This window comes from Arthrobacter arabinosi (genome assembly GCF_054511115.1).
The window spans coordinates 256,143-270,491 of record NZ_JBTNDF010000001.1; the positions used below are offsets into that span (position 1 = coordinate 256,143).

Sequence of the window (14,349 nt, forward strand, 5' to 3'; positions counted from 1 at the left end):
AACACGGCCATCGCATTCTGGAAGGGCGGGAAGTCCCCGCCCCTTTGGAAGGATCGTGTTTGATGGATCTGACAGCAGGCCACGTCTGGGTGATGATCTCAGCCGCCCTCGTACTACTCATGACCCCCGGGCTCGCCTTCTTCTACGGTGGGATGACCCGCGCCAAGTCCGCCCTCAACATGATGATGATGAGTTTCATCGCCGTCGGACTCGTAGGGATCGTGTGGGTCCTCTGGGGCTACTCGATGACGGGCGGCGACGGCGTCGCCCAGCTCTTCGGGAACCCCTTCGCCTCGTTCGGCATGAGCGGACTCATCGGCACCGAGGACCTCATCGGGGCCGGCTACGGCGCCACCTTCGCGATCATCACCGTGGCGCTGATCAGCGGCGCCATCGCCGACCGCGCCAAGTTCGGTGCCTGGACGGTCTTCGTCCCCATCTGGGTCACCCTGGTCTACTGCCCCCTCGCCTTCATGGTGTGGGGCGGAGGGCTCCTGAGCGCCGACGGCGCCGTCGGCGGTGCGGTCGGCGAAGCCATCGACTTCGCGGGCGGCACCGTGGTGCACATCAGCGCCGGCGTCGCGGCCCTCGTGCTCGCCCTGATTCTCGGCAAGCGCCAGGGGTTCGGCAAGGATCCGGCGCAGCGCCCGCACAACATCCCGTTCGTGATGCTCGGCGCCGCACTCCTGTGGTTCGGCTGGTTCGGCTTCAACGGCGGCGCGGCGGGTTCGGCCGAGGAGGCCGGCCTGATCTGGGTCAACACCATGGCCGCCCCCGCGGCCGCGATGGTCGGCTGGCTCATGACCGAGCGCATCCGTGACGGACGCCCCACCTCCCTCGGCGCGGCCTCGGGCATCGTGGCCGGCCTCGTGGCCATCACCCCGGCCTGCGCCAACGTCAGCCCGGTCGGCGCCATCTGCCTCGGCATCGTCTCCGGCGCGGTCTGCGCCCTCGCCGTCGGCATCAAGTACCGCCTCGGCTTCGACGACTCGCTCGACGTCGTCGCCGTCCACCTCGTCGCCGGCATCGTCGGCACGCTGTCCCTCGGCTTCATCATGCTGCCCGTCGAGGGCGAGGGCGGCGGCCTGTTCTACGGCGGCGGCGCGGACCAGCTGGTCGCCCAGGTCGTGGCTGCGGCCATAGCGATCACGCTCTCAGCCGTCATGACCGCCATCATCGGCCTCGCCATCCACAAGACCATCGGCTTCCGCATCAGCCCGGACGACGAGGTGTCCGGCGTGGACCTCACCGAGCACGCCGAGACCGCCTACGAGTTCGGCGGACTGGGCGTCGGGGGATCCTTCCACCCGTTCGCGGAGCAGCTGTTCGCGCAGCGGACCACCCGGCAGGACAGCACGCAGGACACCCGGCAGAAACCCGCTCAGCAGGACGTCACGGAGGGCGCACACTCATGAAACTCGTCACAGCCATCGTCCGGCCCGACAAGCTCGACGGCGTCCGGGGGGCACTGGAGAACTACGGCGTACAGGGGCTCACGGTGAGCCAGGCCAGCGGCTACGGCCGCCAGCGCGGGCACACAGAGGTCTATCGCGGCGCCGAATACACCGTGGACCTCCTGCAGAAGGCCCGCGTGGAGGTGCTCGTCGCCGACGCGTGGGTGACCGACATCGTCGACGTCCTGGTCTCCACCGCCAACACCGGCCGCGCGGGGGACGGCAAGGTGTGGGTCATCCCCGTCGAGGAGGCCGTCCGCGTCCGCACCGGCGAACGCGGCGACGCCGCCCTGTAGGGCGGGCGGACCCAGGAACCAGCGTGTGACGCCCGGCCGGGAGCCCCCGGCCGGGCGTCCTGCGTGCCGGGCGCCCGCGGATCCGCCGTCGGACGCACCTGACCCTCGCGGTCGGGTCGGTCCTCTTCCGCCGACCTGCCCACCCGGGCGGGTCGGTCGTGGGGCATTCCGCTTCATGCCCGGTGAGCCGGGCACATCGGGGGGCCGGGGCGTGCAGCCACCCCGAAAGAGGAGACCGGGCCCTTGCGCCGCACGCCGGCCCGGCCTACTCTTTTACAACCAACAAGTTGATCAACGGATATGTTGATCGATGCTGTGGCCGACTCTCAGGAGTGACCCCGTGACCGACGACGAGCGCCTCGACATCGCCTTCCTGGCGCTGGCCGATCCCGTCCGCCGCCGCATCATCGCCCGGCTCAGCCGGGGCCCGGCCACGGTCAACGAACTGGCGGAACCCTTCGCGATCACCAAGCAGGCGGTCTCGAGGCACATTCAGGTCCTCGAGCAGGCAGGGCTCGTCACGCGCACGCGCGACGCCCAGCGCCGGCCCGTCCACCTGAACCCTGCACGACTGGAGGCGCTCACCGCCTGGATCGACCAGTACCGGCTGATCCACGAGGAGCAGTTCCGCGGCCTCGACGCCGTGCTCCACACCCAGGCCGCGGCACGCGGCCGGCAGGCAAAGGACGCGTCATGAGCAATGCCCTGAATCTCACCGTTCCCGAGGGCCTCCCCTTCATCGATTTCGAGCGCGAGTTCGACCATCCCGTGGCGGACGTCTTCCACGCCTACGAGGACCCCGACCTCGTCGCCCAGTGGCTCGGCCCGCGGCGCCACCGGCTGGGCGTCGAGCAGTACGACTTCCGGACCGGGGGCAGCTATCGCTACACGCACACCGCACCCGACGGCGTGGACCACGTGTTCAGCGGTGTCTTCCACACCGTCCGGGAGAACGATTTCGCAATCCAGACCTTCGAGTACGACGGCTACCCGGACGTCGTCAGCATCGAGTTCCTGACCTTCCAGGACCTGGGTGGCGGCAGGACGCGGCTGAGTGCCCATGCCGTCTATCCGACCATGGAGGCCCGGGACGGCATGGCGCAGTCAGGGATGGAGGGCGGACTGTCCGAAGCCTACGATCAGCTCGACGAGCTGCTGGCACGCGCGACGGTCTGAGCAGCCGGCACTCGGCCGGCGGTCCTGCCCACCCGGTGGGGTGGGCCGGTGGGCATCCCGGGTGATGCCCACCGGCTCGCGGGAGTCGGTGGGCATCACGGTGAAGGAGGCTCTACTGCTTCTGGCCGTGCGACGACGGCCATGCCTCCGGGCCGTCCGAACCGGCGCGGTACTCCTCCAGGGGCACGCGGTTCTCCGACCATGCCTTCAGGACCGGCTCGACGATGCGCCAGCAGTCCTCCGCGGTGTCTCCGCGGACCGAGAGCGTCGGGTCGCCGGCGAGGACACCCTCGATCACCTCGCCGTAGGGGAGCAGATCGGTCTGGTTGAGGTCGGCGCTGAGGGTCGCCCGGTCCAGGGAGAAGATGTCGCCGGGCCCGTTGACGTCGATCTCCAGTTGCAGCGTGTCGGGGCCGAAACCGATACGCAGCTTCGTGGGCGCGTCCTGGCCCGTGAAGCCGACGGGCAGGTGGCTCACCGGCCGGAAGGTGATCACCGCCTCCTTGCGCTTGACGCCGAGCGCCTTGCCGGAGCGGAGCACGAACGGCACGCCGGACCAGCGTTCGTTGTTGATGGACACGGTGATCTCGGCGAGCGTCTCGGTGCCCTTCGCCGCGTCGACCCCGGGCTCGGCCGCGTAGTCCAGGATCTCGCGGTCGCCGATGGTGCCCGCGGAGTAGCGCGCCCGCCGGCTGCTGCCCGGGCTGTCCAGGTCCACCGAGCTGGCCCGGAGGATGGTGCCGATGTGGTCGCGGAGGTCCCTCTCGTGGAGGGTCGCCGGCGCGTTCAGGGCCAGCAGGGCCATGACGTGCAACAGGTGGCTCTGGATCATGTCGCGCAGGGCGCCCGCGCCGTCGTAGTAGCGGGCCCGGTTCTCGAGGGCGAGGTCCTCGTCGAAGATCACCTCGACCTTCTCGATGTGCAGGTTGTTCCAGACGGGCTCGAGGATCCGGTTGGCGAAGCGCAGGCCGAGGATGTTGAACACCGTCGCCTTGCCGAGGAAGTGGTCGACGCGGTGGATGTTCTGCTCGGGCACGAGCCCCGCGAGCTTCTCGTTGAGGCGGTGCGCGCTGTCCTGGTCCGTGCCGAACGGCTTCTCCATCACGAGGCGGGTGCTCTTGGGCAGCGAATCCGGTCCGAGGGCGCTGCACGCCTTCTGGCTGACGGCCGGGGGGAGTGCGAAGTAGATGGCGACCGGCCCCTCGAGGCCCCTGACGAGATCGGCCAGCCCGTCCCTGGTGACGTCCAGGACGTGGTACGAGCTGTCGTCACGCACCTGCTGCAGCGCCGCCCGTCCGGCGTCGTCGGCCTTCTCGCGCGCGACGGCGAAGGAGGCATCCACCCGCTCGCGCCACTGCTCGTCGGTCCAGTCGTCGGACCCCGCACCCACGAGCTTCAGCCCGTCGGCGCGGCCGAGGCGGATGAGCCGCGCGAGCCCCGGCAGGAGGAGACGCCCGGTCAGGTCACCGGAGGCACCGAGGATCAGCAGGGTCCTGACGCGGGTCTCGGCGTCGGCGGGAATGGTGTCGTGCTCAGCGAGCGAGGAAGTATCCACCTCTTCACCTTGCCACTTATCCCCGCGGGTGTCCTCTGCCCGCCAGGCGCGCCGTCGACTGCGCCGGATGATCCGGCGGGGGAGCGCCGACGGTCCGGCGGGGGAGCGCCGACGGGCGGCGGGGAGGACGGGACTCCGGGAGCCCCGGGGCGCCCCAGTTGATACCCTTGGAAGTTGAGTCTCCAAAGTCCCCGATGAAAGTAGTGCACGGCACGTGTTCAATTCACTCTCCGACCGGCTGACTGCGACCTTCAAGAACCTCCGCGGCAAGGGCCGCCTCACCGAGGCGGATATCGATGCCACGGTCCGCGAGATCCGCCGCGCCCTGCTCGACGCCGACGTCGCCGTCCCGGTGGTGCGCGCCTTCACGGCCGCCATCAAGGAGCGAGCCCTCGGCCTCGAGGTCTCCCAGGCCCTGAACCCGGGCCAGCAGATCGTCAAGATCGTCAACGAGGAACTCGTGGGCATCCTCGGCGGCGAGACCCGGCGCATCCGCCTCGCGAAGAACCCGCCCACCGTGATCATGCTCGCCGGCCTCCAGGGTGCGGGCAAGACGACGCTCGCGGGCAAGCTCTCGAAGTGGCTGAAGGGCCAGGGCCACAGCCCGCTGCTGGTCGCGTGCGACCTCCAGCGCCCCAACGCCGTCCGGCAGCTCCAGGTCAACGGCGAGCGGGCCGGCGTGCCCGTCTACGCCCCGCACCCCGGCGTCAGCTCCGAGTTCGAGGCCGCGACGGGTGACCCGGTCGCGGTCGCCCGCCAGGGTATCGCCGAGGCGCGTACCCGGCTGCACGACGTCGTCATCGTGGACACGGCAGGCCGCCTCGGCGTCGACGCCGAGCTGATGCAGCAGGCCGCGGACATCCGTGCGGCCATCGACCCCGACGAGGTGCTCTTCGTCATCGACGCGATGATCGGCCAGGACGCCGTCAACACCGCGCTCGCCTTCAACGAGGGCGTGGACTTCACCGGCGTCGTCCTGACCAAGCTCGACGGCGACGCCCGCGGCGGTGCCGCGCTCTCGGTCGCGTCCGTCACCGGCAAGCCCGTCATGTTCGCCTCGACGGGTGAGGGGCTCGGCGACTTCGAGCTGTTCCACCCGGACCGCATGGCGTCCCGCATCCTCGACATGGGTGACATCCTCACCCTCATCGAGCAGGCGGAGCAGTCCTGGGACAAGGACGAGGCGGCCCGGATGGCGAAGAAGTTCGCCGACCAGGAGGACTTCACCCTCGACGACTTCCTCACGCAGATGCAGCAGATCCGCAACATGGGCTCCATGAAGAAGATGCTCATGATGATGCCGGGTGCCGCCAACATGCGGGAGCAGCTCGAGAACTTCGACGAACGGGAGATCGACCGCGTGGAGGCCATCGTCCGCTCCATGACCCCGCACGAGCGCCTCGCACCCAAGATCATCAACGGCTCCCGCCGCGCGAGGATCGCCCGCGGTTCCGGCGTCCACGTCTCGGAGGTCAACGGCCTGCTGGAGCGCTTCACGCAGGCCCAGAAGATGATGAAGAAGATGGCGTCCGGCGGCGGCATCCCGGGCATGCCGGGGATGGCCGGGCCGGGAGGCTTCGGCGGCCCCCGCAAGAAGGCGGCGGCCGCGAAGGGCAAGAAGAAGCCGCGCTCGGGCAACCCCGCCAAGGCAGCGCAGGAGCTGCAGGAGGCGGAGGCGCGTCGTACGGCGGCCCGGGCCGCTGCGCCCACGGGTGCCGCGTTCGGCGGCCAGCAGGACTTCGACCCGTCGGCGATGAACCTCCCCAAGGGCTTCGAGAAGTTCCTCGGGAAGTAGCGGACCGGTGGCGTCCGTGGATCCGGCCCGTCGGGGTCCGGAGCAGTGATGGGCGCTCAGCGCGTGGTCTTCGTCCACGGCAGCGGCGCCTTCGGGGCGGCCGCGTGGCCCCGGCAGCACGGCCTGTCCATCGACTTCGACTGCCTCTACGTCCGCCGGCACGGCTTCTCCGCCACGGAGGAGCCCGCCGCGACGGACCATCACCGGGACCAGGCGATCATCGCCGACGCCCTGGGCTCCGGGGGTCACGTCGTCGCCCACTCCGAGGGGGCCGCGTCGGCGATGATGCTCGCCGTCGAGCGCCCCGACCTGGTGCGCACGCTGACGCTCGTGGAGCCTGCGTGCTTCTCCCTGACGGTGGACCTCCCCGCGACAGCGGCGCACATCGCTCTCATGATGCCCCTCGTCGCGGAGCGCCTCGCGATGTCCGACGACGAGTTCCTGCGGGCCTTCGTGCGGCGCGTCTCCGACGCCGATGCGCTCGCGCCCTCGACGACCGATGCCCGCCGTGACGCCGCCAGGCTGCGGCTCCAGAGCCCGCCGTGGGAGGCCCCGCTGTCGATCGTCCCCGGTGTTCGGACGCTGGTGCTGACGGGCGGATGGGAGCCCCTGTACGAGGAGGTCGCCGCGTACCTGGCGGGCACGGGTGCCGTCCACCGGGTCACCGCCGGCGGGCACCGGCCGCACGACACCGCCGAGGGTGCGGCCATGATCCGCGCGTTCCTGGCCGCGCGACCTCTGGATGCGGCGGCCTGACCGCCAGGCGGCTGCACCCCATCGGGGAGCGGGGACGAAGTCGTCCCGGAATAACTTGAAGCTTCAATTAGTTGTGCAGGGTGTCATGCTTTCCACCACGAGGAGCACCATGTCCGCCCAGGATCTCCTGCCCGCAGATACCGCCATGGGGCCGCTGACGCTGAAGGTCGGCGACCTGGCGTCCATGTCCACCTACTACGCCGCCGCCCTCGGCCTCGAGGTGCTCGAGGACGGTCCGGACGCCGTCGCCCTCGGCCGCCGGGGGGCGGCGGTCCTCCGCCTCGAGGCCGCCCGCCACCTGAACCTCCCGCAGCGCGGGGAAGCGGGCCTGTTCCACACCGCACTCCTCTTCGCCGATCGGGCCGATCTCGCCGCCGCCGTCGCCTCCGCCGCCCGGCACCCCGGGAGCACCTACGTGGGCTCGGCTGACCACCTCGTCAGCGAGGCGTTCTACTTCAGCGACCCCGAGGGCAACGGCATCGAACTCTACGTCGACCGGCCGCGTGACTCCTGGAGCTGGCGGGAGGACGGCCACGGCAACCGCGAGGTGACGATGGACAGCCTGCCTCTGCCGCCGGGGGAGTACCTCGGGAGGCACCTCACCGAGTCCGCCGCGTCGTCCGCGGAGTCGAGGAGCGCCATCGTGGGACACGTGCATCTGCAGGTGGGAGACGTGGACACCGCGCGCCGCTTCTACGTCGACGTGCTGGGATTCGAGCGCACCGCAGGCTGGCACGATCAGGCCCTCTTCGTGTCCGCCGGCGGATACCACCACCACATGGCCATGAACGTCTGGAACAGCAGGGGGGCCGGCCCGCGCAGGGACACCCTCGGCCTCGGCGAGGTCCTCATCCGCGTCCCGGCCGCCGACGACGTGGCGGCCCTCGCCGATCGCCTCGGCCACGCCGGGATCGGCAGCCACCACACGGGGGCCGAACTCCGCTTCGAGGATCCGTGGCGGAACCGCCTCCGTGTCGCCGTCGGGGACCCGTCCGGCGGACCCGCCTGAGGCAGGGACCCGCACCCCGGCGGCGCTGTCCGGGATGCGGGGTCCGGGCGTCGGCAGGTGTCAGGCCTCGCCCATCATGAGCCCCTCGATGGAGTGCTTCTGCGTGATGGGGGTCAGTATCTCCACCACGGGGCAGCTCAGGTGGTCGCGGACGCGCTGGGGGAGCGTGTCGTAGAACCCGCGGGTGACCGCCATGTCGTGGTGTTCCGCGTTGCCCGCACCGGGGGCGTCGACGCCGAGCACGAGGACGGGCCGGGATTTCTGCGACTCGTTCCGGGTGCCGCGGTGGATGGTCAGGGCCGAACGCGCGGAGATGTCTCCCATCTGCGGGAACTTCCGTTGCGCCAGGGACTCGTAGCGGGGGTACGCGGACTTGGGCGGGAACATCTCGTGCTCGAAGCCCTCGGGGAGGTCCCACTGGGTGGTCGGGGCGACCTCGAACGGACCCATGTCCTCCTCCGTGTCCACCGCCGTCGCGTTGAACGCCAGCGAGGTCAGGCGCCGGTTCGTGCGGGTCTCCTCGGGCATCGGGAAGTCCCGGTGCCACGGCTGGTTGACGGCGCCGGCGCCCGGCACGTCGAAGCCCAGCTCCACGATCTGGTAGTCGGGACCGAGCACGGATTCACAGACCATGCGTACCCACGGGTGATCCACGAGCTCGAGCCAGCCCCTCATCTGCTCCGGATGGATCTCGACGTAGTAGCGCTTCGGGCCCCGCCCGACGGCGCCGTTCGGCCGGGACAGCGCCTCCTCGAAGGCCGCGTCGAGGTCCTCGCGCAGCCGCTCGGCCCACGCGCGGGAGAAGGCCTGCTTCTTCGCGATGATGCCCTCGGTATAGAGGCCGGTCACGGCCGTAGCCGCTTCCTCGTCCGCGCCCTCGGGGATCGGGATCTCGATGTCCTCGAGCGTTCGTGGTGCGTCGGTCATGGTGCGTCCTGTTCCGTTGCTCGGGGGGGGCAGACGCCGGCGTCCGGTGCGCCGCCGTCCCGGCGCCCGCAGCGTTCCGCGACCGCAGACCGCGCGGAGTGCGCCTGAATCGCCTAATGTACGCCTGTCTGGCACAATGGTTCCGTACTCGATCCGTGCAGCCCCTCTCTCTGCACGTGCATTGTGTCCTTTGAACCCTCATGAATGGCCCGCCCCACGGGAGCAGGATGACGGGTTCGCCCCCTTTCATTTACAAGGAGTGACCACACAAGTGGCCGTAAAGATTCGCCTCAAGCGCATGGGCAAGATCCGCGCACCGTTCTACCGCGTCGTCGTCATGGATTCACGCTCCAAGCGTGATGGCCGTGCCCTCGAAGAGATCGGCAAGTACAACCCCACCGAAGAGCCCTCGTTCATCGAGATCGACTCCGACCGTGCGCAGTACTGGCTCGGCGTCGGCGCGCAGCCGACCGAGCAGGTCTCCGTCCTGCTGAAGATCACCGGCGACTGGCAGAAGTTCAAGGGACTCAAGGGCCAGGAAGGCACCCTGAGGACCAAGGCGGCCAAGGAAGCGTTCGTCGCTCCCGAGAAGGGCTCCGTGATCGTCCCCGAGGCCATCACGCCGAAGGCGAAGAAGAACGACGACGCCGCCGCTGCGGAAGCAACCGAGGCAGAGTAACTTGCTGGCCGAAGCTCTCGAGCACCTCGTCCGCGGCATCGTCGACAATCCTGACGACGTCAGGGTCTCCGCGAAGAACAACCGCCGCGGCGAGACGCTCGAGGTCCGCGTCCACCAGGAGGACCTCGGACGGGTGATCGGACGCCAGGGCCGCACCGCCCGCGCGCTGCGCACCGTGGTGTCCGCCCTCGCCGACGGCGAGCCGGTGCGGGTCGACGTCGTGGACACCGACCGCCGCCGGGACTGACCGGCTCCGAGCTTCACGGCACGCATGATGCTGAACGGCCCCACCACCAGGACCTGGTGGTGGGGCCGTTTGCATGCACCACCCCTGTAGGACCCATGAATCAGCCACCCACAGCAGGAGCACCACGATGGACGTACTCGTAGCCAGGATCGGGAAGCCCCACGGCATCCGGGGGGAAGTGACGGTCCAGCTCTTCACCGACGCCCCGGAGGACCGCTTCGAGCCGGGCGGGACCTTCCGCGTCGAGGGCGCGGCCGTCGCCGAGCTGACGGTGGTGAAGGCGCGGTGGAACAAGGACATCCTGATCGTCGCCTTCGAGCAGGTGGCCGACCGCAACCAGGCCGAGACCCTGCGCGGCGCCCAGCTCTTCATCGACACGACGGGCGCCCAGGACGACGACGACGACGCCTGGTACGAACACGAGCTCGTGGGGCTCGAGGCCCGCGTGGACGGTACCTCGGTGGGCAGGATCACCGCCCTGCGGACCATGGCCGTCCAGGACCTCCTCGTCGTCGAACTCGCCGACGGCCACGAGGCGCTGGTGCCGTTCGTCAGCGAGATCGTGCCCGAGGTGGACCCGCAGGGAGGCTTCGTGACGGTCGTCCCGCCGGCCGGCCTGTTCGACCTCAACACGCCCGGCTCCAACCAGGCACCTGACGACGGCGACGACGTCGCGGCCGACTCCGCCGCCGCTCCGACCACCGACGCGCCCGATGCCGCTCTGGGTGGGGCGCGCGACTAGTGCGCATCGACGTCGTCTCCATCTTCCCGGAGTACCTCGCCGCGCTCGACCTGTCCCTCATCGGCAAGGCCCGCCAGGACGGCGTGCTGGACGTGCGCATCCACGACCTGCGGTCGTTCACGACGGACCGGCACAGGACGGTGGACGACACCCCGTACGGCGGCGGCGCCGGGATGGTCATGAAGCCCGAGCCCTGGGCGCAGGCGCTCGAAGCGGTCCGGACGGACGCGCCCGCCGGGCGGCCCACGCTCATCGTGCCGTCCCCGGCCGGTGCGGTGTTCGACCAGGCGATGGCCTACGAGCTCGCAGGGCTGGAGCACCTGGTCTTCGCCTGCGGCCGGTACGAGGGCATCGACGAACGCGCCATCGACTGGGCCCGGGACGGGTTCGACGTGCGGCCTGTTTCGCTCGGCGACTACGTCCTCAACGGCGGGGAAGTGGCGGTGCTCGCGATGGTCGAGGCCGTCGCCCGGCTCATCCCCGGCGTCGTCGGCAACCCGGAGTCCCTCGTGGAGGAGTCCCACTCCGACGGCCTGCTCGAATACCCCGTGTACACCAAACCGTCCTCGTGGCGGGGCCGCGACGTCCCCGAGGTGCTGCTCAGCGGCAACCACGCGAGGATCGCCCAGTGGCGGCGGCTCGAACAGTTCGAGCGCACCGCCGACCGGCGCCCCGACCTGCTCGCGCGGGTCGACGTCGGCGACCTCGGGAAAGCGGACCTGAAGGCCCTGCGCGCGGCGGGTTTCGACGTCGTCGACGGCAGGCTGACGAGACCGCCGCATTAACGGTCGAGGGTGCGGCTGTGGAATAATCATGCCTTGTGTCCACTGGGCCGAACCCTGCCACAGGGGGCGTGCGGCCAACAGTTCCACACACCGGCCACCGAATCATCGGATCGGCCGGAAAACCTGCTTCGGCGGTATTGCCCGGGCCATGTGCCCGGTCCTTCGCCGCCGTGACCAACGTGGATGACCTGTGGCGTCCACCAGGAGCATGAGCATGCACATTCTCGACTCAGTCGACGCAGGATCATTCCGCGACAACGTCCCGGACTTCCGGGCCGGCGACACCGTCAACGTCCACGTCAACATCATCGAAGGCAAGAACACCCGTGTTCAGATCTTCAAGGGCTTCGTGCTGGGCCGCCAGGGCGACGGCATCCGCGAGACCTTCACGGTCCGCAAGGTGAGCTTCGGCGTCGGCGTGGAGCGTACGTTCCCCGTGCACAGCCCGGTCCTCGACAAGATCGAGGTCGTCTCGCGGGGCGATGTGCGCCGCGCCAAGCTGTACTACATGCGTGAACTGCGCGGCAAGGCAGCCAAGATCAAGGAGAAGCGCGACCCGAAGACGGTCAAGTAACTCCTTTTGGCTCCTGTTACACCCGCTTCCCGGTCCCAGGCTGGAGGGCACCCGAAACGCCGGCCCCGCTGTGTGGGCTGGCGTTTCGTGTTCTCCGCCATCGTCCTCGCCGTCCTCGTCACGGGACTCGTGCGCGGACTGCTCGTCGACGTCTACTTCATCCCGTCAGCATCCATGGAGCCCCTGCTCACCGAGGGCGACCGCGTCCTGGTGGACAAGCTCGCGGACCCGGACATCCGGCGGGGCGACGTCGTCGTGTTCGACGGCCGAGGCTCCTTCGACCCGTTCACCGACCCGCGGAGCCTTCCCGAGCGGGTCCTCGCCGGGGCCGGCCAGTGGCTCGGTCTCGCGGGCAGCGACACCACCTACGTCAAGCGCGTGATCGGCGTGGGCGGCGACTCCGTCAGGTGCTGCACTCCGGACGGGTCCCTGGCGGTCAACGGGGAAACCCTCGACGAGCCGTACGTCCAGCCGGGTGACGTCCCGAGCACCACGAGGTTCGACGTCGTCGTGCCCGAGGGGCGGCTGTGGCTCCTCGGCGACCACCGATCGGCGTCGATGGACTCGCGGTCGCTGCTCGGCTCGCCCGGCGGGGGGCTCGTCGCCGAGGACCGGGTCATCGGGCGGGCCTTTCAGCTAGTCTGGCCACTGGACCGGTCCGGCCCGATCGACCGGCACTCCGACTGACGTCCTCCGGCCCCCGGCTCGCCGTACCAGGCCGGTCCCGGCGCCGGTGGTGACCGGGCATCACGATTACAGAGGGAACTGTTCACATGGCACGGAGCTTCCGCAGGAAGTCCTTCTCGCGGGCCGAGGCCCCTGCAGCACCGGCGTCGGAGGCGGACGCACCGCGTGCCGACGGGTCGGCACCCGACGCGCGCAGGTCGCGGCAGCGGGACGCCGGGGACCGCGGTCACGGCTTCGGTGCGTGGCTGAAGGAGATCGGCACGATCATCGTGATCGCGCTGGTGCTCTCGTTCCTCATCAAGACGTTCCTGTTCCGCGCGTTCTTCATCCCCTCCGGCTCCATGGAGGAGACCCTGGAGATCGACGACCGCATCTTCGTCAACCAGCTCGTGCCGCAGCCCTTCGACCTGCAGCGGGGGGACATCGTGGTCTTCCGCGACACGGAGGGCTGGCTCCCCGCCCGGACGGAGGCGCAGATCGGCTGGTTCAAGGAGGCGCTCATCTTCATCGGCCTCGCCCCCGACGAATCGCAGCAGCACCTGGTGAAGCGCGTCATCGGGCTGGCCGGGGATCACGTCATCTGCTGCGACGCCGAGGGTCGCATCACCGTCAACGGCGAGCCGCTCGACGAGCCCTATCTCTACCCGGGCGCGAACCCCTCCGACCTGCCCTTCGACGTCGTCGTGCCCGACGGCAGGCTCTGGGTCATGGGCGACCACCGCAACGCCTCCGCAGACTCCCGCGCCAACCGTGACAAGCCCGGCGAAGGCTTCGTGGAGATCGACGACGTCGAGGGAAAGGCTGCGGTCATCGCCTGGCCGCTGAACCGCATCGACTTCCTCGGGAGCCCCTCCGACGTGTTCGACGGCGTGCCGGATCCCCAGCCGGCCCCCGCGCCCACCCCCGCACCCACCGGACCATGACCGCCCTGCGCAGGCGACGCTCCACCGCCCCGACCCTGAGCATCGAGAAGTCCTTCTCCGCAGCGGGCCACCGCTACGTCGCCGGATGCGACGAGGTCGGCAGGGGAGCACTGGCCGGACCCGTGTCCGTCGGCCTCGTCGTCGTCGATCTCGAGGCGCCTTCTCCGCTGCGCGGCGTGCGCGACAGCAAGCTGCTCCCGCCCGCCGAGCGGGAGGCACTGGTGCCGCGCATCCGCCGCTGGTCCGTCGCTTCCGCCGTCGGCCATGCCTCAGCGGCCGAGATCGATGCGCTGGGACTGATGTCCGCGCTGCGCGCCGCCGGGAGCAGGGCGTGGGCCTCGGTCCTCGAGACCGTCACACCCGACGTCGTCCTCCTCGACGGCAACCACGACTGGCTGTCCCCACGCTCCCAGGGGATGCTCTTCGGGACGGACGAGTCCTCCGCGGAAGGCCCGGCCCCCGCGGTCGGGTGCACGGCCCCCGTGCACACGCGGATCAAGGCGGACCTGAAGTGCCTGAGCGTCGCGGCGGCCAGCGTGCTGGCGAAGGTGGAGCGGGATGCCCTCATGGTGTCACTCTCCGTCGATCACCCGGACTTCGGGTGGGACGTGAACAAGGGGTATGCGACGGAAGGTCACCGCGCGGCCATCGACGCGGGTGGCCCGAGCGCGTACCACCGGAGGACCTGGCGTCTGGGGAGCATGGACCGGCCCGGCGGTGCCCGTATGGAAAGTGGAGGATGAT

The 14,349-nt window shown here is 70.0% G+C and carries 17 protein-coding genes; 15 read left to right on the forward strand and 2 right to left on the reverse strand.

Translation table 11 applies throughout. The features are described 5' to 3' along the window. Positions 1–62: 62 nt before the first annotated feature. The 4 genes from ACX80P_RS01210 to ACX80P_RS01225 all read left to right on the forward strand — a co-directional run bounded on the left by ACX80P_RS01210 (position 63) and on the right by ACX80P_RS01225 (position 2,926). Positions 63–1,415, forward strand: coding sequence for an ammonium transporter (locus tag ACX80P_RS01210; RefSeq protein ID WP_459276202.1), 1,353 nt, complete (start codon positions 63–65; stop codon positions 1,413–1,415). Then, complete coding sequence (locus ACX80P_RS01215; RefSeq protein WP_055773303.1) at positions 1,412–1,750, forward strand: P-II family nitrogen regulator; 339 nt, start codon at positions 1,412–1,414, stop codon at positions 1,748–1,750. Before ACX80P_RS01210 ends, ACX80P_RS01215 begins: the two co-directional genes overlap by 4 nt. A 340-nt stretch (positions 1,751–2,090) precedes the next feature. Further along, positions 2,091–2,447 (forward strand): ArsR/SmtB family transcription factor, encoded by a 357-nt coding sequence (locus ACX80P_RS01220; RefSeq protein WP_459276203.1) that lies wholly within the window; start codon positions 2,091–2,093, stop codon positions 2,445–2,447. Next, positions 2,444–2,926: an SRPBCC family protein gene (locus ACX80P_RS01225; RefSeq protein ID WP_459276204.1), complete on the forward strand. Its 483-nt coding sequence runs from the start codon at positions 2,444–2,446 to the stop codon at positions 2,924–2,926. The genes ACX80P_RS01220 and ACX80P_RS01225 overlap by 4 nt, the downstream gene beginning before the upstream one ends. Before the next feature lie 112 nt (positions 2,927–3,038). Here ACX80P_RS01225 and ACX80P_RS01230 read toward each other — a convergent pair whose 3' ends face one another. Next, the gene (locus ACX80P_RS01230; RefSeq protein ID WP_459276205.1) at positions 3,039–4,481 is read right to left on the reverse strand and encodes a glucose-6-phosphate dehydrogenase; all 1,443 of its coding nucleotides are present in this window, start codon (positions 4,479–4,481) and stop codon (positions 3,039–3,041) included. A 214-nt stretch (positions 4,482–4,695) separates the two neighbouring features. On the opposite strand from ACX80P_RS01230, the gene ffh reads away from it, so the two are divergent. From ffh to ACX80P_RS01245, 3 genes are all read left to right on the forward strand, one after another. Beyond that, positions 4,696–6,276, forward strand: coding sequence for a signal recognition particle protein (gene ffh / locus ACX80P_RS01235; RefSeq protein WP_459276206.1), 1,581 nt, complete (start codon positions 4,696–4,698; stop codon positions 6,274–6,276). 48 nt (positions 6,277–6,324) lie between these two features. Continuing rightward, positions 6,325–7,032, forward strand: coding sequence for an alpha/beta fold hydrolase (locus tag ACX80P_RS01240; RefSeq protein WP_459276208.1), 708 nt, complete (start codon positions 6,325–6,327; stop codon positions 7,030–7,032). A gap of 109 nt (positions 7,033–7,141) precedes the next feature. Next, entirely contained in the window at positions 7,142–8,041 is a 900-nt protein-coding gene (locus ACX80P_RS01245) for a VOC family protein (protein WP_459276209.1), read from the forward strand. 60 nt (positions 8,042–8,101) lie between these two features. Here the strand turns inward: ACX80P_RS01245 and ACX80P_RS01250 are convergent, their stop codons facing one another. After that, complete coding sequence (locus ACX80P_RS01250; RefSeq protein ID WP_459276210.1) at positions 8,102–8,968, reverse strand: phytanoyl-CoA dioxygenase family protein; 867 nt, start codon at positions 8,966–8,968, stop codon at positions 8,102–8,104. A 271-nt stretch (positions 8,969–9,239) separates the two neighbouring features. On the opposite strand from ACX80P_RS01250, the gene rpsP reads away from it, so the two are divergent. From rpsP to rnhB, 8 genes are all read left to right on the forward strand, one after another. Then, a complete protein-coding gene (rpsP, locus tag ACX80P_RS01255; RefSeq protein ID WP_459276211.1) occupies positions 9,240–9,647 on the forward strand; it encodes a 30S ribosomal protein S16 in 408 nt (135 codons plus the stop codon). A 1-nt stretch (position 9,648) separates the two neighbouring features. Beyond that, the gene (locus ACX80P_RS01260) at positions 9,649–9,894 is read left to right on the forward strand and encodes an RNA-binding protein (RefSeq protein WP_199278262.1); all 246 of its coding nucleotides are present in this window, start codon (positions 9,649–9,651) and stop codon (positions 9,892–9,894) included. Between the two features lie 127 nt (positions 9,895–10,021). After that, positions 10,022–10,636: a ribosome maturation factor RimM gene (gene rimM / locus ACX80P_RS01265; protein ID WP_459276212.1), complete on the forward strand. Its 615-nt coding sequence runs from the start codon at positions 10,022–10,024 to the stop codon at positions 10,634–10,636. After that, on the forward strand, positions 10,636–11,421 hold the full coding sequence (gene trmD / locus ACX80P_RS01270) for a tRNA (guanosine(37)-N1)-methyltransferase TrmD (protein WP_459276213.1): 786 nt from the start codon (positions 10,636–10,638) through the stop codon (positions 11,419–11,421). Before rimM ends, trmD begins: the two co-directional genes overlap by 1 nt. A gap of 214 nt (positions 11,422–11,635) precedes the next feature. Further along, complete coding sequence (gene rplS / locus ACX80P_RS01275; RefSeq protein WP_459276777.1) at positions 11,636–11,995, forward strand: 50S ribosomal protein L19; 360 nt, start codon at positions 11,636–11,638, stop codon at positions 11,993–11,995. Between the two features lie 87 nt (positions 11,996–12,082). After that, positions 12,083–12,682 (forward strand): signal peptidase I, encoded by a 600-nt coding sequence (gene lepB, locus ACX80P_RS01280; protein ID WP_459276214.1) that lies wholly within the window; start codon positions 12,083–12,085, stop codon positions 12,680–12,682. An 86-nt stretch (positions 12,683–12,768) separates the two neighbouring features. Further along, positions 12,769–13,605: a signal peptidase I gene (lepB, locus tag ACX80P_RS01285; RefSeq protein ID WP_459276215.1), complete on the forward strand. Its 837-nt coding sequence runs from the start codon at positions 12,769–12,771 to the stop codon at positions 13,603–13,605. Then, on the forward strand, positions 13,602–14,348 hold the full coding sequence (gene rnhB, locus ACX80P_RS01290; protein ID WP_459276216.1) for a ribonuclease HII: 747 nt from the start codon (positions 13,602–13,604) through the stop codon (positions 14,346–14,348). The genes lepB (ACX80P_RS01285) and rnhB overlap by 4 nt, the downstream gene beginning before the upstream one ends. Position 14,349: the final 1 nt, after the last annotated feature.